Here is a 26,515-nt window from a genome sequence, read left to right on the forward strand (position 1 = left end):
TTTTTAATTAGTGAACCTCAAATTCAGCTTCCGCTGGATCAAAACGCCAAGTACGTACAATACGCAACTCTGAAATATCTTTCATATTCGCATCAAAATGCCCGAATGGTGCGCCGCGACGTACTGAAGACTTAGCTGCTTCATCTAGTATTGAATGCCCTGAGCTTTCAAGCAGTCGGATTGCACGAATTCCGCCTTGAGCATTCAAAATAACCATTAAACGCACTTCACCTCTTAGCTGTTGCTGTTTGGCTTCTTCAGGGTAATAGCGGTTGCCATAAAGCTCTACTTTTTCACGAAATTTATCTAAATAAATAGCTGAAGCATCTTTCTTCGCTTGAATTCCATCGATTGTTTTGATTTTTTGCTGACGGCTGAAATCTTGTTGGCGTTGCAAATATTGTGCTTCAAGGCTTGCAACCATCGCAGCTTTTGCTTGAAATTGACTTTGTAGTTGTTCTAATTCTTTTTTTCTTTGACTTGCATCCGCTTGTTTCTGCCAACTCAAAACCGTCATTAAAACTTTTTCTTCAAATTTAAGCTCTCTTTGCTGCTGAATCTTTTGCAAACTTTCTAACTCTGCATTTCCAGTTGAAGCATCATTAGGCATCGGATTTGGAGTATCACTAGAAGTCCGATGAGCTTCACGAAATGCGCCCGAGCCTTGCTGATCTGCTTGCGCTAAAAAATCTGCTTGGTGAACTGGTTCATTGCTTGGCCGAATTGAAATTGCAATTTCTTTAGTAGATTGCTCTGATGGGCTAGGCATGGCAAAGTGAATGAGCAATACAAAAATATGTAGTAAGATTGCCAATATTGTTGCAGCAATAAAGACTCGGTCTTGCCACCAATAATGAAAAGGCTCTATGGATAAACTTTTTTTGTTCAACATAATCTTAAAAGCATATAAATGCCTTTTCCCCACGGTTTAATACCGAATAAAATACAAACTGATATTCAAATATGGATAAAAGTGTGATTCACTTCAAATATAGGGTTTTATCCATTTTCATTTTGTCAAAATGTATCAATTAAATTTGTTACACTGCAATATCAAAACCCGTTTTTTATCATAATAAAGATTGTGTGGACTCTTTAGTAAATTATCTTTTGGAAGTTCTTTTATGCAAACGCTATTTTCCTCATTAGTCAAACGCCTTCAAAAAGTCTATAAAAAAGCAGAAGCATTCATTGAGGAAGAAAGAGATTTTACATTATCGCAAACCTTTCTGAATGCCACTTTGCAACGTTATGTCACCAATAATGTTGAGTTTTTAGATGACTTACATGCAGATCTTTATCATGACTGGTTAAGGTTATATGCAACCATGCATGTAAAAGGTTTAGAAACCACACTATCGGTTGATTTAAAACTGATCCAGATGGAATTTAATAAAGAACAACAACTTTTAGTTTTTGAACAAATTAGCAATACACAAATTATTGAAGCGAAATATAAAAACTTTTGGCAAAAAATCGCCGTAAAAGCCGCAGTTTTTTATTACCATAAAATTTTGAAAAAAGACCCTTTGGGGATGATTCTTGAACGTTTTAATGTAGCAGAAGAACGCGATGAACTTATATTTCTTGATCTCAACCGTTGGTTTGGCAAAAAAGCCAGCATCATCGAAACATTAGGCAAAGTACATATAAATTACGCACGAGTTCGTGAAGCTGAGTTAGTTGTATTTGGAAATGTGAATTTAGCAGCCTTACTTTCTCGTGATCAGGACGACGATTTTGAAGAGGAATTCGCAGATTCTGAAATAACGCCAATTCAGCAAAAAGATGAATAAACGGTTTATAAATGAAGATGAATTAACTGCCAAAAAACACAAATAGATTACACATTTAGCATAAATCCTGATTTTTTCTCCATGATCAACAGGCATAATATGTTTAAGTTACAGATGCATCAGCACTGACTTTTTAGTCTGTACAAGGATATTTACTTATGGCAACAAAATTTCTGAAATCGTTTGGCATCGCAACAGGTATTTCAACAACTTTGCTTTTTGCAGGCTTCTCAAGCCATGCACTTGCCATGAGCCCATTTCAGGCAAATTATCAGTTTACTTACAATAATAAAGGCATGGGGTCGGCTACACGTGCCTTAAGCCAACAAGGTAATAACTGGACTTATAAATTCACTGCAAAAGCAGGCGGAATTGCGTCCGCAAGTGAAACAAGTAAATTTAGTTTCACCAATGGTAAAATTGGATCTCAAAGTTTTAGCCGTACCAGCAAAATTTTGATTCATAACAACACCATGAGTATTAACTTTAATCCAAATAGCAAAACTATCTCTACCAAGAAAGATGATAAAGCTCGTTCATTTGCTTGGCAGGCAGGCGTTCTTGATGAGTTAAACGCAGAGTTACAACTGCGTGAAGACTTAAAAAATGGTTCACTGAAGTCCTCTTATCCACTTGCAGATGCAAAAGAAGTTGAAAATCGTCGATTTGTAAAACAAGGTAATGAGAAAATTAAAACCTCTTATGGAACATTCGATACCATTAAAGTGGTTTTACAACACAACAAACCTGAACGCAGTACAATCTTTTGGTTAGCGCCGAAATTAGATTATTTACCAGTTAAAGTAAGTCATATTGATGGTAAAACTTCTTATGGATTGTTATTAACAAGTTATACAGGTAAGACGAATTAAAGCTTGCATTTTTTTGGATGCTTTTTAAAATACGCATTTGCTTTAAAAAGCATCCGTCTAGAGGATTCTCCCGTGCACGCACTAGAACAGAAAATCTTAACAGAAGGTATCGTTCTATCTGATCAAGTCTTGAAAGTCGACGCTTTCTTAAACCACCAAATTGATCCTGTATTAATGCAGCAGATTGGTAAAGAATTTGCCGCTCGCTTTAAAGATGCAGGGATTACCAAGATTATTACCATTGAAGCATCAGGTATTGCACCTGCAATCATGGCAGGTTTAGAACTTGGTGTACCTGTAATTTTTGCTCGCAAATATCAGTCATTGACTTTAAAAGATGACTTATATCGCTCTAAAGTATTTAGTTTTACTAAACAAACTGAAAGCACGATTGCGATTTCAAATAAACATCTTCATTCAACTGATAAAGCATTAGTTATTGATGACTTCTTGGCAAATGGTCAAGCAGCATTAGGCCTGATTGATTTAATTCACCAAGCAAATGCAGAAGTTGTAGGTGTGGGTATTGTGATTGAAAAATCATTCCAGCCAGGTCGTGATTTATTGCTTGAAAAAGGCTACCGCGTTGAATCATTAGCACGTGTTCACTCTCTTACAGATGGCAAAGTTACTTTTGTAAAAGAATAAAATGTATATCTAAAAAAAGAGCGGATATCCGCTCTTTTTATTTGCTCAAAATTAATCTAAAAGCTTTTTAGCAATCTCTCCTAAACGTTTGCCTTGAGCTTCACACAAAATCTTTTCGTCCTGACTTAAGTTCTGGTCATGACGCGCTCCACTTACATGGCTTGCGCCATAAGGTGTTCCACCTGTTTTAGTATTAGATAACGCTGGAATTGCATTAGGTAATCCCAAAATCATCATGCCATGATGAAATAACGGCGGCAGCATAGTCAGTAAAGTACTTTCCTGCCCACCATGCATTGAACCAGAAGAAGTAAAAACGCAAGCAGGTTTATTATGTAATGCCCCGTTGAGCCAAAGACTGGTTGTTTGATCCCAAAAATATTTCATTTCACTTGCCATATTGCCAAAGCGAGTTGGAGAACCTAACGCTAAACCTGAACAATTCGCTAGATCATCTAACGTACAATAGATATCACCTTCTTCCGGAATGCTTGGCTCGGCTATTGTGACAGCTGGAGCAATATTTGGTACTGTCCGAATTTTCACTGACATACCCGCAGACTCAACACCGTTGGCGATTAAATGAGCCATTTCTTTAGTAGAACCATATTTGCTGTAATAGAGTACAAGAATGTAAGGTTGCATCGGTTTCATAAATTTTGTTAAAAAGACACTATACGGGATTTTTTATTTTTTTGGCGCAACCAATTTTATGAAATTCTAGAGGTGATTGATGAGGTAGCACAAAAGATAATGCGAGCAAATTTCTCGGACTCATCGAGTAAAAAGTTTATCTACTTTTGGTAAACCCTTGCTTAGACAACAGAAAGCCTACTTTGTTGAAAAAAGTTTATGGCTACAATTCTTTCTATAGCACATAGTAAACTTACAGAACGACTTTAATTCTATAAGTTATTATTTTGCTTTAATCTACGATTTGAGTACTTAAGCTCATACTTTGATAAGCTATCAATCGCCCAACATGATGATTAAAAAAATCGGGATAGACGACGCATGTTACAACGTTTTTTAAGTAAGCTTCCTTTTTATAATAAAACCTGGTTTCAGTTCGTTTTATATGTATTTAAGCGTTTTGAAGCTGATCGGTGCCGTGAACAAGCTGGCTCTCTCACCTATACAACGCTATTCGCAGTTGTGCCGATGTTAACAGTTTTTTTAGTAATTATTTCTTCAATCAAGGCATTAGAACCCGCAAGACAACAGCTGCAACATTTAATTTATAGTAATTTTTTACCGAAGAGCACGATCGCATTTGATAAAGCGCTAAATGCTTTTACAGAAAAATCTAGCAACTTAACCGTTATTGGTGTGCTGTTTTTATTCGTGACCACTGTCTTAATGCTGACCTCAATTGAAACCGTCTTTAACCGTATTTGGCGTGTAAAAGAAACTCGTAGTGGCATTATGGGCTTTATGCGCTATTGGACAATCATCTCTTTAGGTCCCATTATTTTAGGAAGCGCATTTGTTATTTCATCAACAGTTGCATCGATGAACTTATTAAGCAATAACTTCACAGGTTATCAACTTGATGGCGCATTTCTACTCTGGCTAATTTCTTTTGCCCTCACTATTTTGGGTTTCTTCATTTTATATTGGACCATTCCCAATCGCACAGTCCCAGTTTATGCAGCAGGAATTGCTGCTTGTCTAAGCGCAGTACTGTTTGAAATACTTAAAAATTTCTTTAGCTTTGTGATGTCAAATTTCACTAGTTATGAAATTATTTATGGTGCATTTGCAGCAGTGCCAATTTTCCTTCTATGGATCTTCCTGTCATGGAACATTATTTTACTTGGCGTAGAAGTAAGTTTTGCTCTAACTGCTTTTCACTCGGGTAAAGAGCAGAAACGTCATCCTGTTTTAATGCTATTAGATATTCTCGAGCTGTTTTATAAAAAACAGAAACTCGGTGAAAGTGTAAGTGACAAAGAAGCTTTAGAAATTTTAGGTCGCGGAGAAATTGGCCGCTGGCCAGCTTATGTACTTTTGCTTGAAGAGCAAAATTTGGTTAAACGTACCGATAAAGATGAATATGTGCTTGCGCGCAATTTATCCCAAGTTGATTTTTGGAGTTTTTTCACTGCTCTCCCATACCCTCTCCCATTACGTGAAGATGTTTTGAATGTACATGATGACGATGAATGGATGGAAAAAATAGGACCCGCCTTGGTCGAATCTAATGATTATTTAGCAGCAAAACTTTCTATTCCACTCTCAACAATTTTTGAAGAGAAATAAGAAAGTAGAACTCTTCAATAGTATAGGTACTCTTTCTTACCCAATAAAAAACCCTATTATTAAAAAATAATAGGGTTTTTTATTGGCAATTTTAGGAATGGGTTATGCTTTTACAAAAGTTTCCCATGCAAAATCTTGCGTTGCACCTTTTAATGTCATTTTCAACTGATCGCCTGCATGTAATGGTCCAACCCCAGCAGGTGAACCTGTCATAATCACATCACCTGGTTCTAGTGTAAAAACCTGATTAATATCAGTTAAAAGTTCGCCAATAGTAAACATTAACAGTGCAGTATTACCATCTTGACGCAATTCATCATTAATATGGAAAGTGAATTTGGTCTCTTGCCAATTGGTAATTTCTTTTGTATCAACCCAGTCTGCCAAAACACAAGCACCATCAAAAGCTTTAGCTCGCTCCCATGGGTGGCCTTTACTTTTCAGATCATTCTGTAAGTCACGCATTGTTAAATCAAGACCTAAAGTTACTGCTCCAATCGCTTTTAAAGCTTTTTCAGGGTCAGTTTCACCTTTCAAAGGTTGATCAATACGTAACACTAACTCACACTCAAAATGGCAACTGCCCCACGCTGGATTCCAAGAAATACCGTCATTTAAACCAATCAAACTACTCGGTGGTTTAATAAATAATATAGGGCTGTCAGGCATAGCATTATTTAATTCTTTGACATGATCGGCGTAACTTCTGCCCACGCAAACGATTTTTGAAGGACGTGTATTCATGAGGCTTCCTTTGTTGTTGCGGCTAATAATTCCAATAATTTATTTCTTAAATGTATTTTCAAATATGGTTTGATCTGAAACCTGTGCAAATGCGCGCTTTGGTACAATAATTACAGTTTTATTCTTTAGCTCAAGCATGTAGGTCAATTTACCTTTAGCAAAAGTTTGCACATCCGTATATTGCATCACCTGCTTACGACCATTGGCATAAAGCTCAAAGTAATCTTGATATAAGTCGATTCCCTGCTCACTCTTTCCAAACTGGTAACGAACAAATTGACGCTTAAATAACATAGGTAAAAGCCAGTAACGCATCAAGCCTTGCATCACCAGAAAAAATACGCCTAACCCGACATAATATCGTCCAACCCCAGAGAGACCTAAATAAAATCCCCAAATAATAATTGCGATACTAATTGCAGGTGTAAGAAAACGGGTAAATTGCTTTTTCCCAAATGTCACTAATGAAAATCCATCTTGTGACTCTTCTAAATTCAAATAGTAACGTAAAGATAAAGCTGTTTTTTGCTCAGTCATTGCACTGCATCAATACTCAATAAATCGAAACTATTAGAGCATATTCATTTCAGCTTTAAAATGAATCAAAGGCTATTTTTTATTTTGTTTAAAAGTAGAGCTTATTATGAGATTCGAAGATCAACTACGTTGCATATATAGAACGTAGATTCATATTTTTTGAGCTTATTTCAGTTTTTAAAATTTCTACAATAAGAGCATTACCTTCTTAGTGGAATGTCTCATGTCTTTCTTTGCAAAATTATTTGGCTTAAATCAAAAAGCAACAGTCTCAAAAGATGTGGTTACTCAAGCCACTCAAGAGTCCCCTCTTTTCAATCAGCCAAGCTTTTTAGAATTAATTAAAAAACGTCGTTCTATTTATTCGATCGGGAAAAACTTACAACATACTCCTTCGGAGATTGAAGGGTTAATTCAAGAAGCGGTCAAACATAGCCCTTCAGCATTTAACTCTCAGTCATCTCGCATTGTAATTTTATTTAATGAGTCTCATCAAAATTTCTGGAATATTGTTTTAGATGTATTAAAAACGATTGTTCCTGCCGAAGCACTGGCTGGAACTGAACAAAAAATTCAAAGTTTTGCAGCGGGTGCTGGTACAGTTTTATTTTTTGAAGACCAAGATGTGATTAAAGGTCTACAAGAGCAATTTGAATTATATGCTGATAATTTCCCAGTTTGGTCTGAACACTCAACAGCAATTGCACAATTTGCAGTGTGGAATGTATTGGCTGAACAAGGTATTGGAGCTTCTTTACAACATTACAATCCAATTATCGATGAGAAAATTAATGCTGCTTTTGAAATTCCTGCTCAATGGAAACTAAGAGCCCAATTAGTATTTGGTTCAATTGAAGGCGAAGCAGGTGAAAAAGCTTTTATTGAAGACGAAAGCCGCTTTAAAACATTTGGCTAATTTTTTTCAACTACAAATCATTTAAGAGCTGGTTGCCATGAGCACTAGCTTTTAAATCGAACTAATAAAAAATAGGTACAAAAAAACCGCTATATATAGCGGTTAATTCTTCAAGTGGTGCGCTCAGAGAGATTCGAACTCCCGACCCCTTAGTTCGTAGCCAAGTGCTCTATCCAGCTGAGCTATGAGCGCGTACTTGATGTTGCGCATTATACGCATTTTTTAAGGCTTAGGAAGCCTTTTTTCATCTTTCTGTCATCAAACGTCTAGTTCTTAGCCATCACTCTAGTTTACACAGCTTTGTAGCTAAAATTATTGAAACTTTGCTCACCAAAGATGTATCTGAAATATTTTTTTTCAAATAAGTTTTATAGAGTTTTTGAAGCTTTTTGCCATCTATCTAGAAGATAAAGGCTACTGTTTTAGTCAACATTATATAAATAATATATTTCTGGTTGAACCTAACTATTATAAGACTGTTTGAAATTTAACTATGATAATGCTTCAAATAAGTGAAAATATGATTAAAAAAATAATTAGTTAAAATTATATAATATAAAAATTATTATTATTTTTATGTCTAAATTAAATAAATTATTATTTCTTTAAATATTATTTAATAACAAAAAATGTGACTAAAAATACACATTGACAGCTTTTGAGATCTAACCAATACTAAATCGCAATTATTGAGATACACATCTCATTAATTATAAAGCGCAATAAATAATACTTACTTAAAAATACAAAATTATATAGGAAATAGACCAACATGTTCTTACTAACAAACCTCGTATCTTCGATATCAAAAATTACTCAAGATTTGGGTAATATTGTATCGGTGAACACTACTGTAACTGGTAGCTCTTCAATTGAAGGCCAGATATCAACTTCTGGTTTACTTTCAGATACTCTATCTACAGTAACAAATACCCTTACAACAACCACAACAGGCCTTGTTTCTGATGCCGTTGGTACTGTTACTGGCAGTATCGGTTCTACAAGTCCTGTAGACACAGTAACTAATATTATTGGCGGAGTAACTGGCGGTATTGATCTTGGAACCTCTCCAATTGCTCCAGTTATTGACGTTGTTCAAGGTGGTATCGACATTCTTCAGGGTGTTGAAAGCCTAAAAACTGAAATCATCAACACAGGTATCGACACTGTTGCTGATACTATCATTGGTGTTCTTCCTCAAACTGAACACCCTGTTTCTGAAATTGCTGATCTTGGCACTCTAACTTTCGAAACTTCTCGTGACACAGTAAATGGCACGCTTGAAGTCATTTCCGATCTAGTGGGTGGAGACATCCAAGGCGCAACTGAGTCTGCTACTGGTGTCGTTGAAACATTAATCACTAATGGTACAACTGCAACAGGTATTGTTACTGACGTTGTCGGAAGCATTACAGATGTCGTTGGTGGTGTAACTGGTGGCGTTGATGGCAACCCGCTTGAAGTAATTACTGACATCATCGGTGGCGTAACTGGTGGCGTTGACGGTAACCCGCTTGAAGTAATTACTGACATTATCGGTGGTGTAACTGGTGGTGTTGACAGTAATCCGCTTGAAGTAATTACTGATATTATCGGCGGCGTAACTGGCGGTATCGGTGATGGCACATCTCCAATCGCTCCAGTGATTGATGTCGTTCAAGGCGGTATTGATATTCTACAAGGTGTAGAGAGTCTAAAAACTGAGATCATCAATACTGGTATCGACACTGTTGCTGATACTATTATTGGTATTCTTCCACAAACTGAATATCCTGTTTCAGACCTAGCAGATCTTGGCACTTTAACTTTCGAAACTTCTCGTGACACAGTAAACGGTGCACTTGAAGTTGTTTCTGATTTAGTTGGTGGTGATATCCAAGGTGCTACTGAATCTGCTACCGGTATTCTCGATACGCTGATTACAAATGGCACAACTGCCACTGGAATTATTAATAACATTATCGGCGGCGCAACAAGTGGTGATAGCCCACTTGGCGTGGTAACCGACATTATTGGTGGTGTAACTGGCGGTGTTAGTGGTAATCCTCTTGAAATCGTAACTGACATTATCGGCGGTGTAACTGGTGGTGTTGACGGTAATCCACTTGAAGTAATTACTGACATTATCGGTGGCGTAACTGGTGGTGTTGATGGTAATCCACTTGAAGTAATTACTGACATTATTGGCGGTGTAACTGGTGGTATCGGTGATGGAACTTCCCCAATCTCTCCAGTGATTGATGTTGTTCAAGGCGGTATTGATATTCTTCAGGGCGTAGAAAGCTTAAAAACTGAAATTATCAACACTGGCATTGATACAGTTGCAGATACAATTATCAGCATTCTCCCACAAGCAGAACATCCTGTTTCTGAACTTGCAGACCTCGGCACATTAACTTTCGAAACTTCTCGTGACACAGTAAATGGCACGCTTGAAGTCATTTCTGATCTAGTGGGTGGAGACATTCAAGGTGCTACTGAATCTGCTACCGGTATTCTCGATACGCTAATTACAAATGGCACAACTGCTACTGGCTTAGTAACAGAAATCATTGGTGGATTGACAGGAACTATTGGTGGGGTTACTGGTGGAGATAGCTCACTAGGCTTAGTCACTGATTTACTTGGCGGTTTAACTGGTAGCGTAGATGGTGATAGTCCTCTTGGCTTAGTGACCGACCTTCTAGGCGGCTTAACTGGTGGCGTTACTGGCGGTACAGACAACCCTATCGGCATCGTAACAGATATCGTGGGTAGCTTAACGGGCGGTGTGACTGGTGAAGGCGGATTAGATGTTATTTCTAATTTACTAGGTGGATTAACTGGTGGTAGCTTACTCGGTGGTGTAACTTCGACAGTATCAAGCGTAACTAATACAACGCATACTATCGTACCTACATCATTACTTACCGATAACTTCTTAGAAAACTCTTTCAATACTGTTTAATATAAGTCATTAAAATAAAGCCACTTATTACAAGTGGCTTTATTTATTAATATATCTTTAAATATTAATTCACTTCTTCCCATCTATAATATTTCTTATGCGCCAGCTCTAACATTGCATAATCATTAGGTGTATCACCATAAGCATAAATTGTAGAATACTGAGTTAAATCATATTTGTTTTTTATTCTATTTACTTTTTCTAAATAACCACAATCACCATTAATAAAATCACCTGTCAAAATACCATCACGTATTTCAAGTTGATTACATATAACGTCTAAATCTAAAGATTGGCACCAGCTTTCTAAATAAACACCTAATGATGCAGATACAACAACAATCTGATCACCTTGTTGTTTATGCCAGAGAATACGTTCCAAAGCATTTTGACGCACACAGGTAGGAAGGATATTTTTAGCAAACTCTTGTCCCATATATTTTAGGGAAGCCGCATCATAGCCCACGTATCCCACCTGACAGAGTTTAGTTCGAATAGTTTTATCGGTTACCCATCCAAGCTTATAACCCGCTATATAAGGTGTAAGTCGAATACCACCTAGTATTTGAGTTTTTTTATTTAAAGAAAATTTAAGGAATAGACTGAATGTATCGTTATGAGTGATCGTGCCATCAAAGTCAAATAAAGCTAAGTTCATTTATGATTATCTCTAATATAATTAAAAAGTTATAAATTTAGATTTTTTTAAAGTACTAAAAAACAGGCACAAAAAAACCGCTATAAAAGCGGTTAATTCTTCAAGTTGGTGCGCTCAGAGAGATTCGAACTCCCGACCCCTTAGTTCGTAGCCAAGTGCTCTATCCAGCTGAGCTATGAGCGCGTAACTTGTGTGCCTTTCAGCGATTCGTTCTATTTTACTTGGTGCGCTCAGAGAGATTCGAACTCCCGACCCCTTAGTTCGTAGCCAAGTGCTCTATCCAGCTGAGCTATGAGCGCATTAAGTAAATGGCGGTGAGAGAGGGATTCGAACCCTCGATACCAGTAATAGGTATGCTTCCTTAGCAGGGAAGTGATTTCAGCCACTCATCCACCTCACCGGAACGAGCCGCCATAATACAAACTAAAACCCTATTGTTCAAGTCATCATAGTGAAATTTTCTTATTTTTTAGTTCAATGAATTATTTTTTAAGCAATTTTCTCATTATTTTCGTCTTTTTCGATCAAACGCTTGTTAAGATAGATATTATTTCTTCATCAAAATACTGTAGTGCATAACACATTATTGCAAACCTAAACGTGCAGTTCGGGTCTGCATGACTTATGCTAAACTTATCTGCCAAGCGTGAAACCAAACGACATGACAAAAAACTGGGCTGACCCCGAAGCGAAAGCTGAAGCTGAACGTTATGACAATCCTATTCCAAGCCGTACTCTTATTTTAGATACATTGGAACAATTGCAGACACCGCAATCTCATGCAGAACTTGTCGATCATTTTAATATTCATGACCAAAAAAGTATTGAAGCACTCAGTCATCGCTTAAGTGCTATGGTTCGTGATGGTCAAATCATGAAAGACGGGTTTAAATTTCAGTTGGTGGCAGATCAACCGACCTATGAAGCAACTGTTTATATCAATAGTAAAGGTTTAGGCACAGCGCATATTGATGGTCAAAGTGACCTTTTACTTCCTGAACGTGAATTACGTTTAGTCTTTAACGGTGACCGAGTTAGAGTGCGACAGACTTCAGTTGATCGTAAAGGCAAACCTTGGGGATTTATCACAGAAGTTTTACAACATCGTGTTAAACAATTAATTGGTAAATTGTCGGTTCACGATGGCGAATATTTTATTCAGCCCAACAATCCAAATCAGCACCAACCTATTCCTTTAGAAAAAGAACTGGTAACACATGCTGAAGCAAATGTTGGCGATATGCTACGTGTCGTAATAGATAGTTATCCGACTCGTGAAGAATTTGCGACGGCGCATATTATTCAGTCTATGGCCGACAAAGCTGATACAGAAATTATTATTCCGCAGACTATTCTTGAGTTTGGCTTACCTTACGAATTCCCAGATGAAGTTATAAAAGAAGCTGAAAGCTTTAAAGAACCATCTGCTCAAGACCGTGAAGGCCGCATTGATTTACGAGATTTAGCATTAGTTACGATCGATGGTGAAGATGCTCGAGATTTTGATGATGCGGTTTATGCAGAAAAACGTCCAGGTGGCGGTTATCGTGTAGTTGTCGCAATTGCTGATGTTAGCCATTATGTACGCTTAGACTCAGCCCTCAATGAAGAAGCTGAGGAACGTGGTACTTCGGTATACTTCCCGCATTTCGTATTACCGATGCTACCAGAGGCATTGTCAAATGGCTTATGCTCTCTAAACCCTCATGTAGACCGTTTATGTATGGTCTGTGACTTGAAACTCTCTCGTACAGGTCGTGTAACTGGTTACGATTTTTATCCATCAGTGATGCATTCAAAAGCGCGTTTGACCTATACACAGGTGGCACAATATTTTGACGGCGCAACAGATGCGATTCCAAAAGATCGTGATATTCATAAATCGTTAAATACGCTTTTCCAGCTTTATCAGATTTTGAAAAATTTACGTGCTGATCGTCATGCAATGGAATTTGAAACCATTGAAACTTACATGACTTTTGATGAGCTAGGCGGGATTAAAGAAATTTTACCACGTACACGTAATGAAGCACATAAGCTCATTGAAGAGTGCATGTTACTTGCTAACGTTGCTGCGGCTGAATATGCATTAGAACATGATGTTCCAATGTTATACCGCGTGCATGAAGCTCCAGAGTTCTCACGTATTCAGAAAGTAAAAGACTTTGTTAAATTACTGGGTCTACCTTTCCCTGACCAACCAACTCAAGCAGACTATCAAAGAGTAATTGAAGCAACCAAAGATCGCATTGATGCACCAAGTATTCATGCCGTCTTATTACGCTCAATGATGCAAGCTTATTATGGCGCAAAAAATGCAGGGCACTATGGTTTGGCCTATGAAGCTTATACGCATTTCACCTCGCCAATTCGTCGTTACCCAGACCTATTGTTACACCGTGCCATTAAAGCTCACTTGAAACAAAAGCCTTATCCACTCTCTGGTGCTGCACTAGATGATGCAGGTGAACATTTCTCTCAAACAGAGCGCCGCGCTGATGAAGCATCTCGCAGCGTAACAACTTGGTTGAAATGTCACTACATGCAACAGCACCTAGGTGATGAATTTATTGGTATTGTAAGTGCGGTGACCGAATTTGGTTTATTCGTGACACTGAAAGATTTATATGTCGATGGCATGATTCATATTAGCCAACTCGGCGATGACTTCTTTATTTATGACCAAGCCAGTCAAAATCTAGTAGGTCAAAATCGTGGTCAAGTCTTTGGTTTGGGCGATGAAGTTAAAATTCAGGTCGCTGGTGTCAATCTGGAAGAACGTAAAATTGACTTCCAGCTCATTAAGCAAGTTACCCATGCAGGCCGAGTAGTTCGTAGCCGTGCGCCGCGTACGACTAAAACTACTACGCAGGCGACTGAAGAAGTTTTCAGTAAACCAACTGTCAGTAGTGATGGTGAGCGACCTGTTCACAAAAAGAAAGAAAAAAGTAAGCCAAGTTCTTACACCAAAAAATCTGGTAAAAAAACCTCAGCAAAAGCCGAGACTAAATCAGAAAAGGTGAAGAAAAAATCTAAGCCTAAAAAGAAAAAGTCGAATGCAAAATCAAAGGCTGAATAGTGAGTAAATAATTATCACGTTTCAAAAATAAGTCTCCAATAGGAGGCTTATTTCTTTTTAAAAGGGGTTATTTTACACATTAAGCTTGATTTCCGACTTGATAGGACCTACATCTAATACCATGTTTAAAAAATAATGTGGCTATTAGCAATGACTTTACAGCAATCGACTTTACCAACTCCGCGTTTTGACCAAATTGAATTAGAAAATTTAAAACAAGACATTCAACAAGCGATCCAAGCAGGTCAAGAATTTTTAAATACTCTTACGGCTGCACCTACAGATGCAGCTCAGCAACTTGCCGTACTTGAGCAAGTCGATACGCTTGAAAATAATCTAAGTGAATCATGGGGCGTTTTATCGCATTTAAACGCTGTAATGAGCAATGCAGAAACGAGAGAAGTCTATCAATCTTTATTACCAGCATTAAGTGAATATTACACTCAGCTTGGTCAACACACGGCGCTTTATCAAACCTATCAACACATCCATGATGGTCAAGGTTATAGCTCTCTTAGCCCTGCACAGCAAAGTGCTATTCGTCTAGCTTTGCGTGACTTTAAACTTTCTGGCGTCGCTTTAGAAGGCGAAGAGAAAAAACGTTATGCAGAGATTTCTGCGCGTCTTTCACAGCTTTCTTCTGATTTTTCAAACCACGTTCTTGATGCAACACAAGCTTACTTTAAGCCACTTACCGAAGATCAGCTAAAAGGCCTTCCAGAAAGTAATATTGAGTTATTAAAACAGTACGGCAAACAACGTGAACTTGACCAAGCTGTCGCAACCCTAGATTTCCCAGCATATTTTGCAATCATGACTTATGCCGATGACCGTGCATTGCGAGAAGAGCTTTATAGAGCTTATGTGACTCGGGCATCTGATCAGTCTGAACAAACTGAGTTTGATAACAGCAAAATTATGGAAGAAATTTTGAGTCTTCGTCAGGAAATGGCGAAACTACTTGGTTTCAATAACTATGCTGAATATTCTCTGGCAAGCAAAATGGCGCCAGACGTAAAAACAGTACATGAGTTTTTGGTTGACCTCGCAGAGCATGCGCGTGCTCCTGCGCTTCAAGAAGTTGCCGAACTTCAAGATATTGCTAAACAAGATGGTGTAGATGAGCTTAAACCTTGGGATACAACTTACTATTCTGAAAAACTAAAACAGCAACAATTTAATTTATCTCAAGAAGCATTAAAACCATACTTCCCTGCACCTAAAGTTATTCAGGGATTATTCCAGATTGTGCAGCGCCTATATGGCATTAACATTATTGAAAGACAAGCACCTGTCTGGCATCCAGATGCACGTTATTTTGAATTAGAAGACCAAGGCCAAGTGATTGGTGGCTTCTTCTTTGACATCTATGCACGTACAGGTAAACGTGGTGGCGCATGGATGAACGGCTTCCGCTCGCGCATGCAGACTCTTCATGGTTTACAAAAACCAATTTGCTATATGGTGTGTAATTTCACTCCTCCGGTAGGTGACCAACCTGCTTTATTGACTCATGATGAAGTGATTACTTTGTTCCATGAGTTTGGACATGGTTTACATCACATGTTGACCGAAGTAGATAATATCTCGGTTGCGGGAACTCATGGTGTTGCTTGGGATGCGGTAGAACTACCAAGCCAGTTTATGGAGTTCTGGTCATGGGATAAAGAAAGCCTAGATGTATTAAGTGAACACATCGATAGTAAACAGACTTTGCCACAAGAATTACTAGATGCTTTATTAAATGCTCGATTCTTCCAATCTGGTATGCAAACTTTACGTCAGCTTGAATTTGCATTGTTTGACTTGACCATTCACACCAAAACGCCTGCTCTGAATAGTGAGCAAATTCAGCAAACCTTAAACGATATTCGTAAACAATATGCGGTCGTTCCTACTGTCGACTACAACCGTTTCCAACATAGTTTTAGTCATATTTTTGCTGGCGGTTATGCCGCAGGTTATTACTCTTACAAATGGGCAGAAGTCTTAGCGAGCGATGCATTTGATCGTTTTGAAAATGAAGGCATTTTTAACACTCAAACGGGTAAAGAATTCCGTCAGGCAATTCTAGCTGTGGGTGGAAAAGACACTGCGCTTGAGGCATTTGTTAATTTCCGTGGACGCGAGCCTAAAATTGACGCATTGTTACGTCATCAAGGTTGGACGAATGACAACAAAACCGCTTAAACTATGGGCCTAAATTGATCGTGTGGTTAGGGTGATAAAGATGAAAAAACGTTTCATTGCTGGGGCAAAATGTCCAAAATGTGAAGCCATGGATCGGATTATCATGCTAACCACCGCAGAAGACGAATGGATTGAATGTATCGAATGCGGTTATAGCGAAAATCGTCCGACTCATGTTGATGAGCCTGAAACACCTGCTGAACCGGATGAAATTGGGGTAATACAGTTCAAGCCACGTCGTCCCGACTAAAGGTCTTAAACATGCCACTACAAAGAAAACAAAACTCAAAATTATTATGGATTTTAATTGGGGGCTTAAGCATTCTCGTAGTGCTTTTTTTTGCAGCGCAATGGTTTTTTAAAAAAACCGAGTCGTCAGCACCACTGGTTGATCCACAACCTGTCTCGACTCCTGCTCCTGCTAAACCGAAACCAGCTGAGCCATTACCAAATTCTGAACCCTTAGCTGAAAATGCAAGCTCTCAGCAACTTGTCAGTGAAAATGTGCTTAAAGAGCCTGTCCCAGCACAAGAGTCTTTAGCAAAAGAAGAAGTATCTAAACTTGAAGATATTCATCGCCAGCTAAAAGATCAGGAAGCCACCTTAAAAGCTCAGCATGCAGATGCGGATCAACTAAGTAAACTCAAAGAAGAACAAGTTAAATTGCTTGAAGCTCAGCTTAAACAGCAATAGTTTTTCAATGAACTCTTAAAAAAAGCTAAAGCTGTATATCTTTAGCTTTTTTGGCCGGATTTAAATAATCCTAATCATCTTGTTCTAAATTCACTTAATCCATTTATTAAAAAAGCCCTCCATTTAGGAAGGCTTTTTTGTATAACCAATACTTTGATTAAGTTATTTATACCAATCGAATAACTTAAATACGTATGGCACATAAGTCACTAATACCAATGATGAGAACAAGACAATAATTGGGAGCAACCAGCGCTCATAACGGAAGTAGAAGCTTGTATATTTCTCTTTCGCTTCAGCATCAGCAGCGTTCACTTCATCATCCCCCACGGACAACCGCGTAAGTAGATGGTTCAAGGCAACTGGTGGTGTTACGTAGCCAAATTCGAATGCAACCAACACAATCATCCAGAAATGAATTGGATGAATACCATTTTCGTATGCCACAGGCGCAATAGTTGCAGCAACTAAAATTACAGCACCAAATGGATCTGTACACATACCAATAATGGCAAGCAATAGCGCAATACATGCGAGTGATATATAAATACTGCCCAAATGAGTCGGTAATAATTCAACCACTTCAGAGCGTTCAATTAAACCGCCTACACTTGCGGACAATGCCATCAAGATAATTAAAGCACCGATATGGCCTACAGTTTCTGAGGTCGCAAATCGAAGTGCTCCACCAAAACCAAGACGGTATTGAGAGCTATGCGGATCATGTGCACGAAGAAATGGTGATTTTTGTTCGTGTTCACGAACAATCGCTTCATGAATATTGATTGCGGGCGCTTCTTTGGTCGCAACCAATTTGTCATACAGGATCATTGCGATCAGAACTAATGGCAAAATTACTGGTGCAGTAAATTCATTCATTCCTGTATCTAGTGCATATTTATAGATCGCAAGAACAACAGCAGTGATCAGAATGTATGGAATTACAGGTACAAAGGCACGCATCATGCCCGGAATCGCAACTTTTGGTGAATTCACACGGAATTTTTCTTCAGCCAGAAGTAGTGAAACACCCAAGAAAATAAATGCAGTTAACCAAAATACATAAATACCATGCCCAAATAGCTCATCCGACGTAACATGACGGCTATCAAGCATTGCAATTAAAACAACCAGTAGACATGGACGTACAACTACCCCTAAAGAGCCTGACATTGCAGACACAGCCAAAGCATATTGACGGCGAGCACCCGCATTCCAGACTTCTTTATAAATAATTGCACCGGCCGCGATAACGAAAATACCTGATGCACCTGTATAAGCTGTTGGTACAGCAGCAGCAATTAGAATTAACCAAGTTAGGGTTTCTGGTGCCAAGTTCCATGGACGAAGCACATTAAGGAACAAGTCCATAACGCGTGTTTGAGTTAAAAGCATACCTGCCCAAATGAACAAGGCAAGGTTTAAGAAGATACCCGAGAACTCAACCAATAAACCAAGGTAAATACCTTGCCCCATTGGGTAATCCATAAAGAATGTAAATACGATGCCCGTAATTAGGGCCATGTAAGCGTATAAAGGCACCGACAATAAGGCTAAGCCTATATTCCCGCCTTCACGCTTTGGTGGAGGTGAAACAAATAATTGATACAAACTAATTAAAGTCAGAACAACAAATAGAATCATCCATATCCAGTAAATCGTTACTGTTTCATAGGTAGGTGTTACCCCAGAATTTATGACTGAACGATACTGACTAATGACGGAACAGCTAAGTAGTGCATTACCAATCAACATAAACAGGGAATACACTTTGTAATCTATTTTTGTTGCCGGATTACGCAAGCCAATATGGTGATATTTCAACGATGCAGTAATCGCAGAAATCAGAACCATAAAGACTAGTAAAATGGCACGGTTCTCTGTACCAAATTTAAAAATACCAAAGAAACCTGTCTCGATAGCACGGTAAGTACGTACCCCTGGGTTAGCTTCGATATATTTAATAGTTTTATCATACGCCTGATATTTTTCGTCACATTGTTGCTGCGCTGCGAGTAGTGATGCACGGACATCACTTTCCGATGCTGCACCAAAGAAACTCGCGAAATCATCAGACGCATTTGCTTTCATTTGTTCTTTTACTTGAGCCTCGATATTTGGATGTCGATCACAAGTTGGCTTTTCAGGCTCAGCACGCAAAAAAGAATATTGCATACCTGTAGCAGGGTCGCCATAAAGACGTTCCCCGATACGTAATAATTGTCCGTGGATCATTTCCCCGGTACCAATAATTAGCGTCATTAATAGCAGAATGAGGATGACGAATGTTGAGATCCATTCGTTCCAGATATAACCCAGCAGACCTAATCCAGATCTTTTTTCTTGATGTTCTTGCATAAATATTCCAATTTTGTTCTCTCAAGTCCCTAAAAATTAAAGAATTGAGTCATGCAATTTTTCTTGGTCAGGGGTTAAATCCATCCCCCTTCTACCAATCCCTTTATTCAACGATCAAATTTGCATCAAACTTTGTTAATAAAGAATGACTAAAATCTCTTTTTTAACAGTTTGTATTGTCAATGTTTCTTTTTTAATCTCTGGAAAACCCAATAGCATCCTCCAAAGATTGCGCCACCAATTGCTCCATATAGGTGAGCTTCAGTTAAAACTGGACTCCCTATTAACTGAGCGGTTCCTGTTTGCCCAAAAGTGTTTTCCCATATAAGTTTGGCAATAATTAACCCTAAAACCAGCAAAGCAAAATTTCGCTCTTTACGATATTGCAGATAGACTAAAGCAACCGCTGTATATAGCCCATGTAAGACACCAGACAAGCCTGCATAAGCTTCGATATAAGGTAAATAAAAGTAGAACACCAAACTAATAAAGAGTGGCAATAGTAAAAGTAGACTTAGAAGATGCCATGCTTTTGTATGTGGAAAGATAAAGGGTAAACAGGCGAATGCCATCATATTTAAAAGGAAATGAACCCATCCAACGTGTACCCAATGAGCAGTCCATAAACGCCAGAATTCGCCAAGTAAACTTTCGCGCCAATAAATAAAAGTATCAGGAAACACCTGTAGACAAGCAGATATGGAAATGCACACTGCGACCAAAAGCACTTTACTATTCAGTACATGATCCTTCATGGCACACTCCTTGAAATTAAACTTCTTACGATTATTGTAGAACTTAACAATAGACTCGCAAGAAGTTAGCCTTTCAAATATTCTTTACTGCGCTGCTGGTGGAGCAGATGAATCAGCAGGAACTTCAGAAGCGGCTCCCCCATCAAACAACTCATCTAGTTCTGCTGCACCTTCATTCTTATCATCCCAGAAATGAGACATGCCATCATCTCCGGTACGTACACCAGTATGCTCGGTCCAGTAACGGTCAGAGATACCACGTACAATAAGGCCAGCCATACTATCAATTAACTTAAAGTTAGGATTGACAGGTTTGTCATCAGCTTGAGACGCCGCATAAGATCTTAATGCATCACGGATTTTTGCATCATCACCGCTTGCTTGGGCAGCTACCGCATATAAGGCATGAGATAGGCGAACACCTTTTTTCTCACCAATCTGAATTGACTGTTTTAAAGTTTGGTATGGATCAGGTTTCCCTTCATCAGCACCTGGCAATAAAGTCCAGATAACAGCACGCGTTGCGTTAGGTGCGCCCCAGAATTTTTCATTATCTAGACAAACCATGCCACGCTCTACAATAGCAGCAATATCTTTAGGAACATTGACTGCGCCGCCTGAGTTAATATCGTTGGTCACAGCCTGAAGACCACTGATCATGCCAAGTAAATAAACGGTTTGATCAGTATCATTACGCATCGTTGGGCAAGAGTCACCTAAGTGATATTTATATTTAGATTCCCAACGATCAGCAAATAATTTATAGCCTGTATACTGACGTTCAGCTGCAATTGCTGCCCAACGCTTCTGTGCAATACGTGCATCTTGGGCTTCTGTCACTTGACCTGCTTTTGAAGCACGTAAATAACGCAGTTCTTGTTCTAAAGCTTGATTTTCCGCACATACACCTGATGCTGCATACATTAATACTGCAACACGTGTCGGATCTGCACCCATCCCTTTAGTAGACATGATTGCAGGTGTTAACGCACTACCGGTATTACATACCATTTCGGCATCTTGCATTGCCAAAATAGGTGGAACGACGTGCTTTTCCGTAAAACCTAGAGCAACATTTGCTCCGGTTTTCACGACGTATGAACAACCTGATAAAACTGAAGCTGCAAGAAAACTCACCGCCAAACCTTGGCTTATTTTTTGGACTTTAGACATCTTCCTGTCCTCTATGTAATTTGTTTTTTCCTTTTCAGATGTACATTAGCAGATGCATATCTTGAATAAAAGAGTAATTACTCTAATTGTAGCGCTTATACTTTGACACACTTCACAGCAGATAAAATTGACAGTTTTTCGAGGAAACACAAATTTTAGGCAAAAAAAAGTAGCATTGCGACGGTTCAGCACATGCTACTTATTAACTGGGATAAGCTTTTAACGGCTTATATTATTTTTGTTCTATATAATCCTTAAGTAAAGTTCCTGCTCTTCCTACTACTACAGCCATAACGACTGCAATTAACAGAAACATCCACATTGAAATCTCCATGAGAGACCTCCTTACTACAATCGCACCCAGTTATAAACTGGACACTTGATGAAATTAATCGATTAACCAATTTTAATAATTGACTGATCGACGACCTTGCATCCTCTGTCTCTTAACCTTGTTAAAACTAACTTTGTTAAGATGTTCCCTGAGTAAAGTTCCTGCTCTTCCTATCACCACTGCCAGAATTATGGCAATGACCAAGAACGACCATGTTGGCATCTCCATTTTGAGACCTCCGACACACTTTACGTTGGTGTTTGTACTTTAACCGATCAAATAGATACCCATAGGCGAAATTGTCAGACAATCATATTTCCTTGGCTTTTTTCTATATTTTAATTAGACAATCCGACGTTTAATGAAGAAAAAAATTATTAAGTTTTTGTTTTTTATAATTTTTAAATAAATATACAATTGTAGAATTGTCTAACAATTAATAGAGTTTTTCTAAAACTTTTAATCTTTTCCACTGCTGAATAGGAAGCTGATCGAACCAAACAATAGCTATGTTCGTAGGAGTTTCTTCAAGATAAATAACTACAAATAACTGATAATCAATTATTTTAGTAATTTCCGCGCGGTAAATTTCTTTTTTCGAAAAATATGCAACCGACCATAATTTTTGATCTAAATATTCAATTTGAGATATTTGTGCTTGCTTTAAAAAGAAAATAGAACCAATAAATAGAAGAACGACAGCACATAGCCACCATATCGGTGTTAATAACTGATAAAGCAGGATTGCTAAACCCAAACCAACAAAAAGCTGAAATATTACCGAGACACGGCTATATTTCAGCTCAAAATTTAATTCTTTTATCAAAACAGTTTAGCCATGTACATACTGTTTTAGTTTATAAATAAATTCACGTAACTCAGTACGTGGAGGCTCAGAAACTTCCATGAACCAATCTAATAAATCTGGATCTTCTTGATCAACTAGTTCTGCAAATAATGCTTTTTCTGCCGGATCAGCTTTTAAATAATAGTTTTTTACATACGGGTCAAAATAGACGTCAATTTCTTTTAAGCCGCGGCGTGCTCGATAAATTACTTTACGTTCTTCCAAGGTCATTTCGTCAGACATTTACGTCCCCATCTGTGTTGATAGTGCGCCTAGTTTACCTGATCACACCCTAAAGATCGCTAAAAATATCAAATTGACCAAATTTATCATCTTGTCCGCATAATTGAGCATTCATCACATTGTGGGGCATGAAATGCTTACGTATGTTTAGGGCATAACATCACACCTGAACCAAGGAAGAAATACAAATGCAATCTGGTGCCATCCGTCCTATTCCAAATATGTTACCGAGAAAATTATTCAATGAAGAACACGAAGCTTTCCGTGAGACAGTGCGTAAATTCTATGAAAAGGAAGTCGTTCCCAATATAGAAAAATATGAAAAACAGCAACATGTTGACCGAGATCTTTGGAATAAAGCTGGAGAACTAGGTCTTCTTTGCACCACGATGCCAGAGCAATATGGTGGCTCTGGGGTAGATCGCCTATACAGTATGATTCTTATTGAAGAACAGGCGTATGCGATGGACTCAAGTACTGGTTTTTCTCTACATTCCGATATTGTTGCTAATTACGTTAATAATTTTGGTAATGAAGAGCAAAAACAAAAATGGTTACCCAAAATGGCAACTGGAGAAGTTGTTACTGCTATTGCAATGACGGAACCAGGCACTGGTTCAGATTTACAAGCGGTAAGAACCACCGCCGTACTTGATGGTGATGAATATGTCATTAATGGCTCTAAAATTTTTATTACGAATGGCTACTTATGCGACATGGCAGTAGTCGTTTGTAAGACTGGCAATAGTGATAAAGGTTCGGCAAACTTATCCTTAATTATTGTAGAAGCAAATCGTGCTGGTTTTAGTAAAGGTAAACCTCTAAACAAAATTGGTATGAAAGGCCAAGATACCTGCGAATTATTCTTTGATAACGTTCGAGTTCCTAAAGAAAACCTTTTAGGCATGGAAGGTATGGGCTTTATCATGCTCATGAAAGAATTAGCATGGGAACGAATGTTAGTTGCTATTATTTGTCAGGCAGGTGCTGAAGCAGCATTTGCACATACTGTTCAATATACAAAAGATCGTAAGGCGTTTGGTAAACCTATTGGCGCATTTCAAAATACGCGTTTTAAACTTGCTGAACTTAGAACAGAAATCGATTTCTGCCGGACATATTTAGATCGTTGTATGGAATTACAACTTGAAGAAAAATTGAGTGTAGAAGCTGCAGCTGCTGCTAAATATAAAATTTCTGATATGTTCTCGAAGATTGTAGATGAATGCCTTCAATTGCATGGTGGTTATGGCTATATGCTTGAATATCCAATTGCACGCGCATACATTGATCATCGAGCAAATCGAATTTATGCAGGTACAAATGAAATCATGAAAGAATTAATTTCAAGAACACTTTAATAGTTTCATAAGAAAAGGGGCATTACGCCCCTTTTCTTATTTCATACGAATTAAGATACTAATTTTGGTTTACGCTCATTTGCTTCAGAACGCTTATGGAAATGAAGAATGCCATCTTCAAATTTTGCATTTTTCAAAGACTTTCTATCTTCTAAATAGTTATTAGTCACCTGCCATGGAGCACGCTTACCTTGTTTAGGAAGTTCATGTGATGCACGGTTAATATAACCTGAAGATAGTTTCCCCATTACGGTGTCTTCTTCCATCACAGCCTTATCGCCCGATGGAATCACTTCATCATAACTATTTTTGTCCATATAGTTTAATAAGCGACAAATATATTCGGCAGCTATATCTACTTTGAGTGTCCATGAGGCATTCACATAGCCAATAATCATAGCCATATTCGGCACATCACTTAGCATTATGCCGTTATAAAGCATATGTTCAGATGAGTTGATTGGTTTCCCATCAAGAGTCGCCTGAACTCCACCCATAATCTGAACTTGTAGTCCTGTCGCAGAAACAACGATATCAGCATCAAGATGTTTGCCAGATTTAAGTAAAATACCTTTTTCAGTAAATTTCTCGATCTGATCAGTTTCTACACTTGCTTTGCCTTCACGTAAAATTTTAAATAAGTCACCATCTGGCACTACACATAAACGCTGATCCCAAGGGTTGTATGAAGGCGTAAAATGCTTCATATCAACCTTACCTTTAAGCTGCACTTCAATTGCTTTTAAAAGTAAACGACGTACAGTTTTAGGATGTTTCTGAGACAACGCATAAATAGCGCGCTGCATACCAATGTTACGTGCGCGGGTAAATTTATAAGCTGCCTCTTCAGACATAAATTTACGCGTTTTTTCATAGATGAAATCGATAGAAGGAACGCTAGCAATATAGGTTGGTGAACGTTGCAACATGGTCACATGACCTGCCCCACCTTTAGCCATTGCTGGTACTAAAGTAATCGCTGTTGCACCACTACCGATAATAACTACCTTCTTACCTGTGTAATCTAAGTTTTCAGGCCAATGCTGTGGATGAATGAGTTGCCCTTTAAATGCTTCTTGATTTGGGAAAGAAGGCGCATAACCCTGATCATAATTATAGTAACCTGTACAACCTACAACAAAGTTGGCAATCCAAGTCTGCTGTTTTTTATTGCTATCTTCGACTACAACCTGCCATTTTTTTGAAGCCGAATCATAATTAGCAGAAAGTACACGATGACCAAAATGAATTTTTTCTTTTAATTTATATTCATCAATTACTTCGCCTAAATATCCTTTAATAGAAGCACCATCAGCTAATACATTCGCTTTACACCATGGTTTAAAGTTAAAACCAAAGGTAGACATATCTGAATCTGAACGGATACCAGGATAACGGAAAAGATCCCATGTTCCACCAAAAGACTCACGACGCTCTAAAATCTCGAATTGTCGTTGTGGTGAATTTTTTGACAAATGGGCAGCGATTCCGATTCCTGAAATACCTGCGCCAATGATTAAAATATCAACTTGCTTTTCCATTTTATTTTTATACCCATTGTTGAGAATATAAGTTTATTAAAACACAATTTTGACAATACACAATGTCAAGTTTGACCGTTTATCTACTTTTTTATGTCACTTGAGGACATTTTTATAATTTATTTTGTGACTAGAAATAAAAAAGACCGGTATAAAACCGGTCTTTTTTGAATAAAATCAATTATTCAGCTGAAGTGTTTACTTCACGATCTACAAGCTCAACGTAAGCCATCGGTGCTGCATCACCAGCACGGAAGCCCGCTTTAAGAACACGTAGATAACCGCCGTTACGTTCTTTGTAACGAGGGCCGAGTACGGTAAATAATTTACCAACAGTTGCAGCATTACGAGTACGAGCAAATGCTAAACGACGATTTGCTACAGTATCGTTTTTTGCTAGAGTGATTAAAGGCTCAGCAACACGACGTAATTCTTTAGCTTTAGGCACAGTTGTTTTGATCAACTCGTGTTCAAATAAAGAATTAGCCAAGTTTTGGAACATCGCTTTACGATGGCTGCTTGTACGGCCTAATTTCACACCACTATTACGATGACGCATGG

Annotated in this window: 24 protein-coding genes and 4 tRNA genes; 11 read left to right on the top strand and 17 right to left on the bottom strand. The window is 38.2% G+C overall.

Annotated elements, in window-relative coordinates:
- Nucleotides 1-7 precede the first annotated feature (7 nt).
- The gene (locus ACTJJH_RS04195) at nt 8-892 is read right to left on the bottom strand and encodes an energy transducer TonB (protein ID WP_440600788.1); all 885 of its coding nucleotides are present in this window, start codon (nt 890-892) and stop codon (nt 8-10) included.
- A 232-nt stretch (nt 893-1,124) separates the two neighbouring features.
- Here ACTJJH_RS04195 and ACTJJH_RS04200 point away from each other — a divergent pair, with 232 nt between their 5' ends.
- The 3 genes from ACTJJH_RS04200 to ACTJJH_RS04210 all read left to right on the top strand — a co-directional run bounded on the left by ACTJJH_RS04200 (nt 1,125) and on the right by ACTJJH_RS04210 (nt 3,316).
- Entirely contained in the window at nt 1,125-1,796 is a 672-nt protein-coding gene (locus ACTJJH_RS04200) for a hypothetical protein (protein ID WP_064785259.1), read from the top strand.
- 158 nt (nt 1,797-1,954) lie between these two features.
- Entirely contained in the window at nt 1,955-2,668 is a 714-nt protein-coding gene (locus ACTJJH_RS04205) for a DUF3108 domain-containing protein (RefSeq protein ID WP_002119525.1), read from the top strand.
- A 72-nt stretch (nt 2,669-2,740) separates the two neighbouring features.
- Nucleotides 2,741-3,316: a xanthine phosphoribosyltransferase gene (locus ACTJJH_RS04210; protein WP_002119547.1), complete on the top strand. Its 576-nt coding sequence runs from the start codon at nt 2,741-2,743 to the stop codon at nt 3,314-3,316.
- 51 nt (nt 3,317-3,367) lie between these two features.
- Here the strand turns inward: ACTJJH_RS04210 and wrbA are convergent, their stop codons facing one another.
- Entirely contained in the window at nt 3,368-3,970 is a 603-nt protein-coding gene (wrbA, locus tag ACTJJH_RS04215; protein WP_440600789.1) for an NAD(P)H:quinone oxidoreductase, read from the bottom strand.
- Nucleotides 3,971-4,330: 360 nt separating this feature from the next.
- Here wrbA and ACTJJH_RS04220 point away from each other — a divergent pair, with 360 nt between their 5' ends.
- Nucleotides 4,331-5,578, top strand: coding sequence for a YihY family inner membrane protein (locus ACTJJH_RS04220; protein WP_440600790.1), 1,248 nt, complete (start codon nt 4,331-4,333; stop codon nt 5,576-5,578).
- Nucleotides 5,579-5,680: 102 nt separating this feature from the next.
- On the opposite strand, the gene ACTJJH_RS04225 is transcribed toward ACTJJH_RS04220, so the two are convergent.
- The gene (locus ACTJJH_RS04225) at nt 5,681-6,322 is read right to left on the bottom strand and encodes a fumarylacetoacetate hydrolase family protein (RefSeq protein ID WP_069121968.1); all 642 of its coding nucleotides are present in this window, start codon (nt 6,320-6,322) and stop codon (nt 5,681-5,683) included.
- A gap of 39 nt (nt 6,323-6,361) precedes the next feature.
- Complete coding sequence (locus tag ACTJJH_RS04230) at nt 6,362-6,859, bottom strand: YcxB family protein (protein WP_005804627.1); 498 nt, start codon at nt 6,857-6,859, stop codon at nt 6,362-6,364.
- Between the two features lie 223 nt (nt 6,860-7,082).
- Here ACTJJH_RS04230 and ACTJJH_RS04235 point away from each other — a divergent pair, with 223 nt between their 5' ends.
- On the top strand, nt 7,083-7,775 hold the full coding sequence (locus ACTJJH_RS04235) for a nitroreductase family protein (RefSeq protein WP_440600791.1): 693 nt from the start codon (nt 7,083-7,085) through the stop codon (nt 7,773-7,775).
- A gap of 115 nt (nt 7,776-7,890) precedes the next feature.
- Here ACTJJH_RS04235 and ACTJJH_RS04240 read toward each other — a convergent pair.
- Both ACTJJH_RS04240 and ACTJJH_RS04245 read right to left on the bottom strand, forming a co-directional pair.
- Nucleotides 7,891-7,967 (bottom strand) — tRNA-Arg (locus tag ACTJJH_RS04240).
- An 88-nt stretch (nt 7,968-8,055) separates the two neighbouring features.
- Nucleotides 8,056-8,175, bottom strand: coding sequence for a hypothetical protein (locus ACTJJH_RS04245; RefSeq protein WP_228130857.1), 120 nt, complete (start codon nt 8,173-8,175; stop codon nt 8,056-8,058).
- A gap of 372 nt (nt 8,176-8,547) precedes the next feature.
- Here ACTJJH_RS04245 and ACTJJH_RS04250 point away from each other — a divergent pair, with 372 nt between their 5' ends.
- On the top strand, nt 8,548-10,722 hold the full coding sequence (locus ACTJJH_RS04250) for a beta strand repeat-containing protein (RefSeq protein ID WP_440600792.1): 2,175 nt from the start codon (nt 8,548-8,550) through the stop codon (nt 10,720-10,722).
- A 64-nt stretch (nt 10,723-10,786) separates the two neighbouring features.
- Here ACTJJH_RS04250 and ACTJJH_RS04255 read toward each other — a convergent pair whose 3' ends face one another.
- The 4 genes from ACTJJH_RS04255 to ACTJJH_RS04270 form a co-directional block, all read right to left on the bottom strand.
- Nucleotides 10,787-11,380, bottom strand: a complete 594-nt coding sequence (locus ACTJJH_RS04255; RefSeq protein WP_320539706.1) for an HAD-IB family hydrolase — start codon at nt 11,378-11,380, stop codon at nt 10,787-10,789.
- Between the two features lie 106 nt (nt 11,381-11,486).
- Nucleotides 11,487-11,563: transfer RNA gene (locus ACTJJH_RS04260), tRNA-Arg, on the bottom strand.
- Nucleotides 11,564-11,602: 39 nt separating this feature from the next.
- Nucleotides 11,603-11,679, bottom strand: a tRNA-Arg gene (locus ACTJJH_RS04265).
- A gap of 10 nt (nt 11,680-11,689) precedes the next feature.
- A tRNA-Ser gene (locus tag ACTJJH_RS04270) sits at nt 11,690-11,780 on the bottom strand.
- Between the two features lie 261 nt (nt 11,781-12,041).
- On the opposite strand from ACTJJH_RS04270, the gene rnr reads away from it, so the two are divergent.
- The 4 genes from rnr to ACTJJH_RS04290 all read left to right on the top strand — a co-directional run bounded on the left by rnr (nt 12,042) and on the right by ACTJJH_RS04290 (nt 17,342).
- Nucleotides 12,042-14,459 (top strand): ribonuclease R, encoded by a 2,418-nt coding sequence (rnr, locus tag ACTJJH_RS04275; protein WP_440600793.1) that lies wholly within the window; start codon nt 12,042-12,044, stop codon nt 14,457-14,459.
- Between the two features lie 135 nt (nt 14,460-14,594).
- Nucleotides 14,595-16,649, top strand: coding sequence for a M3 family metallopeptidase (locus ACTJJH_RS04280; protein ID WP_032036739.1), 2,055 nt, complete (start codon nt 14,595-14,597; stop codon nt 16,647-16,649).
- A 40-nt stretch (nt 16,650-16,689) separates the two neighbouring features.
- Nucleotides 16,690-16,899: a YheV family putative zinc ribbon protein gene (locus ACTJJH_RS04285; protein ID WP_002117042.1), complete on the top strand. Its 210-nt coding sequence runs from the start codon at nt 16,690-16,692 to the stop codon at nt 16,897-16,899.
- Between the two features lie 11 nt (nt 16,900-16,910).
- On the top strand, nt 16,911-17,342 hold the full coding sequence (locus ACTJJH_RS04290) for a hypothetical protein (RefSeq protein ID WP_440600794.1): 432 nt from the start codon (nt 16,911-16,913) through the stop codon (nt 17,340-17,342).
- A gap of 162 nt (nt 17,343-17,504) precedes the next feature.
- Here the strand turns inward: ACTJJH_RS04290 and ACTJJH_RS04295 are convergent, their stop codons facing one another.
- From ACTJJH_RS04295 to ACTJJH_RS04315, 5 genes are all read right to left on the bottom strand, one after another.
- On the bottom strand, nt 17,505-19,700 hold the full coding sequence (locus tag ACTJJH_RS04295) for a TRAP transporter large permease subunit (protein WP_063097833.1): 2,196 nt from the start codon (nt 19,698-19,700) through the stop codon (nt 17,505-17,507).
- 179 nt (nt 19,701-19,879) lie between these two features.
- Nucleotides 19,880-20,455, bottom strand: a complete 576-nt coding sequence (gene rrtA, locus ACTJJH_RS04300; RefSeq protein ID WP_139310002.1) for a rhombosortase — start codon at nt 20,453-20,455, stop codon at nt 19,880-19,882.
- An 84-nt stretch (nt 20,456-20,539) separates the two neighbouring features.
- A complete protein-coding gene (locus tag ACTJJH_RS04305; RefSeq protein WP_014207738.1) occupies nt 20,540-21,628 on the bottom strand; it encodes a hypothetical protein in 1,089 nt (362 codons plus the stop codon).
- A gap of 770 nt (nt 21,629-22,398) precedes the next feature.
- A complete protein-coding gene (locus ACTJJH_RS04310) occupies nt 22,399-22,788 on the bottom strand; it encodes a hypothetical protein (RefSeq protein WP_032036731.1) in 390 nt (129 codons plus the stop codon).
- Nucleotides 22,789-22,794: 6 nt separating this feature from the next.
- On the bottom strand, nt 22,795-23,052 hold the full coding sequence (locus ACTJJH_RS04315; RefSeq protein WP_002117064.1) for an FAD assembly factor SdhE: 258 nt from the start codon (nt 23,050-23,052) through the stop codon (nt 22,795-22,797).
- 188 nt (nt 23,053-23,240) lie between these two features.
- Between ACTJJH_RS04315 and ACTJJH_RS04320 the strand changes: the two genes are divergently transcribed.
- Nucleotides 23,241-24,413 (top strand): acyl-CoA dehydrogenase family protein, encoded by a 1,173-nt coding sequence (locus tag ACTJJH_RS04320; RefSeq protein WP_014207741.1) that lies wholly within the window; start codon nt 23,241-23,243, stop codon nt 24,411-24,413.
- Between the two features lie 50 nt (nt 24,414-24,463).
- Here ACTJJH_RS04320 and ACTJJH_RS04325 read toward each other — a convergent pair whose 3' ends face one another.
- On the bottom strand, nt 24,464-25,954 hold the full coding sequence (locus ACTJJH_RS04325; RefSeq protein WP_440600795.1) for a flavin-containing monooxygenase: 1,491 nt from the start codon (nt 25,952-25,954) through the stop codon (nt 24,464-24,466).
- A gap of 181 nt (nt 25,955-26,135) precedes the next feature.
- The gene (gene rplQ / locus ACTJJH_RS04330; RefSeq protein WP_002049717.1) at nt 26,136-26,513 is read right to left on the bottom strand and encodes a 50S ribosomal protein L17; all 378 of its coding nucleotides are present in this window, start codon (nt 26,511-26,513) and stop codon (nt 26,136-26,138) included.
- Between the last annotated feature and the right edge of the window lie 2 nt (nt 26,514-26,515).

It is taken from the genome of Acinetobacter sp. 22301 (assembly GCF_052045285.1).
In the GTDB taxonomy this organism is placed as follows: Bacteria; Pseudomonadota; Gammaproteobacteria; order Pseudomonadales; family Moraxellaceae; genus Acinetobacter; species Acinetobacter pittii.

Coding starts and splice junctions, on each gene's coding strand:
- ACTJJH_RS04290 (WP_440600794.1), top strand. CDS start 16,911: ATGCCACTACAAAGAAAACAAAACTCAAAATTATTATGGATTTTAATT.
- ACTJJH_RS04250 (WP_440600792.1), top strand. CDS start 8,548: ATGTTCTTACTAACAAACCTCGTATCTTCGATATCAAAAATTACTCAA.
- rrtA (WP_139310002.1), bottom strand. CDS start 20,455: ATGAAGGATCATGTACTGAATAGTAAAGTGCTTTTGGTCGCAGTGTGC.
- ACTJJH_RS04320 (WP_014207741.1), top strand. CDS start 23,241: ATGCAATCTGGTGCCATCCGTCCTATTCCAAATATGTTACCGAGAAAA.
- ACTJJH_RS04235 (WP_440600791.1), top strand. CDS start 7,083: ATGTCTTTCTTTGCAAAATTATTTGGCTTAAATCAAAAAGCAACAGTC.
- ACTJJH_RS04325 (WP_440600795.1), bottom strand. CDS start 25,954: ATGGAAAAGCAAGTTGATATTTTAATCATTGGCGCAGGTATTTCAGGA.
- ACTJJH_RS04285 (WP_002117042.1), top strand. CDS start 16,690: ATGAAAAAACGTTTCATTGCTGGGGCAAAATGTCCAAAATGTGAAGCC.
- ACTJJH_RS04305 (WP_014207738.1), bottom strand. CDS start 21,628: ATGTCTAAAGTCCAAAAAATAAGCCAAGGTTTGGCGGTGAGTTTTCTT.
- rnr (WP_440600793.1), top strand. CDS start 12,042: ATGACAAAAAACTGGGCTGACCCCGAAGCGAAAGCTGAAGCTGAACGT.
- ACTJJH_RS04220 (WP_440600790.1), top strand. CDS start 4,331: ATGTTACAACGTTTTTTAAGTAAGCTTCCTTTTTATAATAAAACCTGG.
- ACTJJH_RS04200 (WP_064785259.1), top strand. CDS start 1,125: ATGCAAACGCTATTTTCCTCATTAGTCAAACGCCTTCAAAAAGTCTAT.
- ACTJJH_RS04195 (WP_440600788.1), bottom strand. CDS start 892: ATGTTGAACAAAAAAAGTTTATCCATAGAGCCTTTTCATTATTGGTGG.
- ACTJJH_RS04280 (WP_032036739.1), top strand. CDS start 14,595: ATGTGGCTATTAGCAATGACTTTACAGCAATCGACTTTACCAACTCCG.
- ACTJJH_RS04225 (WP_069121968.1), bottom strand. CDS start 6,322: ATGAATACACGTCCTTCAAAAATCGTTTGCGTGGGCAGAAGTTACGCC.
- ACTJJH_RS04295 (WP_063097833.1), bottom strand. CDS start 19,700: ATGCAAGAACATCAAGAAAAAAGATCTGGATTAGGTCTGCTGGGTTAT.
- ACTJJH_RS04255 (WP_320539706.1), bottom strand. CDS start 11,380: ATGAACTTAGCTTTATTTGACTTTGATGGCACGATCACTCATAACGAT.
- ACTJJH_RS04205 (WP_002119525.1), top strand. CDS start 1,955: ATGGCAACAAAATTTCTGAAATCGTTTGGCATCGCAACAGGTATTTCA.
- rplQ (WP_002049717.1), bottom strand. CDS start 26,513: ATGCGTCATCGTAATAGTGGTGTGAAATTAGGCCGTACAAGCAGCCAT.
- wrbA (WP_440600789.1), bottom strand. CDS start 3,970: ATGAAACCGATGCAACCTTACATTCTTGTACTCTATTACAGCAAATAT.
- ACTJJH_RS04230 (WP_005804627.1), bottom strand. CDS start 6,859: ATGACTGAGCAAAAAACAGCTTTATCTTTACGTTACTATTTGAATTTA.
- ACTJJH_RS04315 (WP_002117064.1), bottom strand. CDS start 23,052: ATGTCTGACGAAATGACCTTGGAAGAACGTAAAGTAATTTATCGAGCA.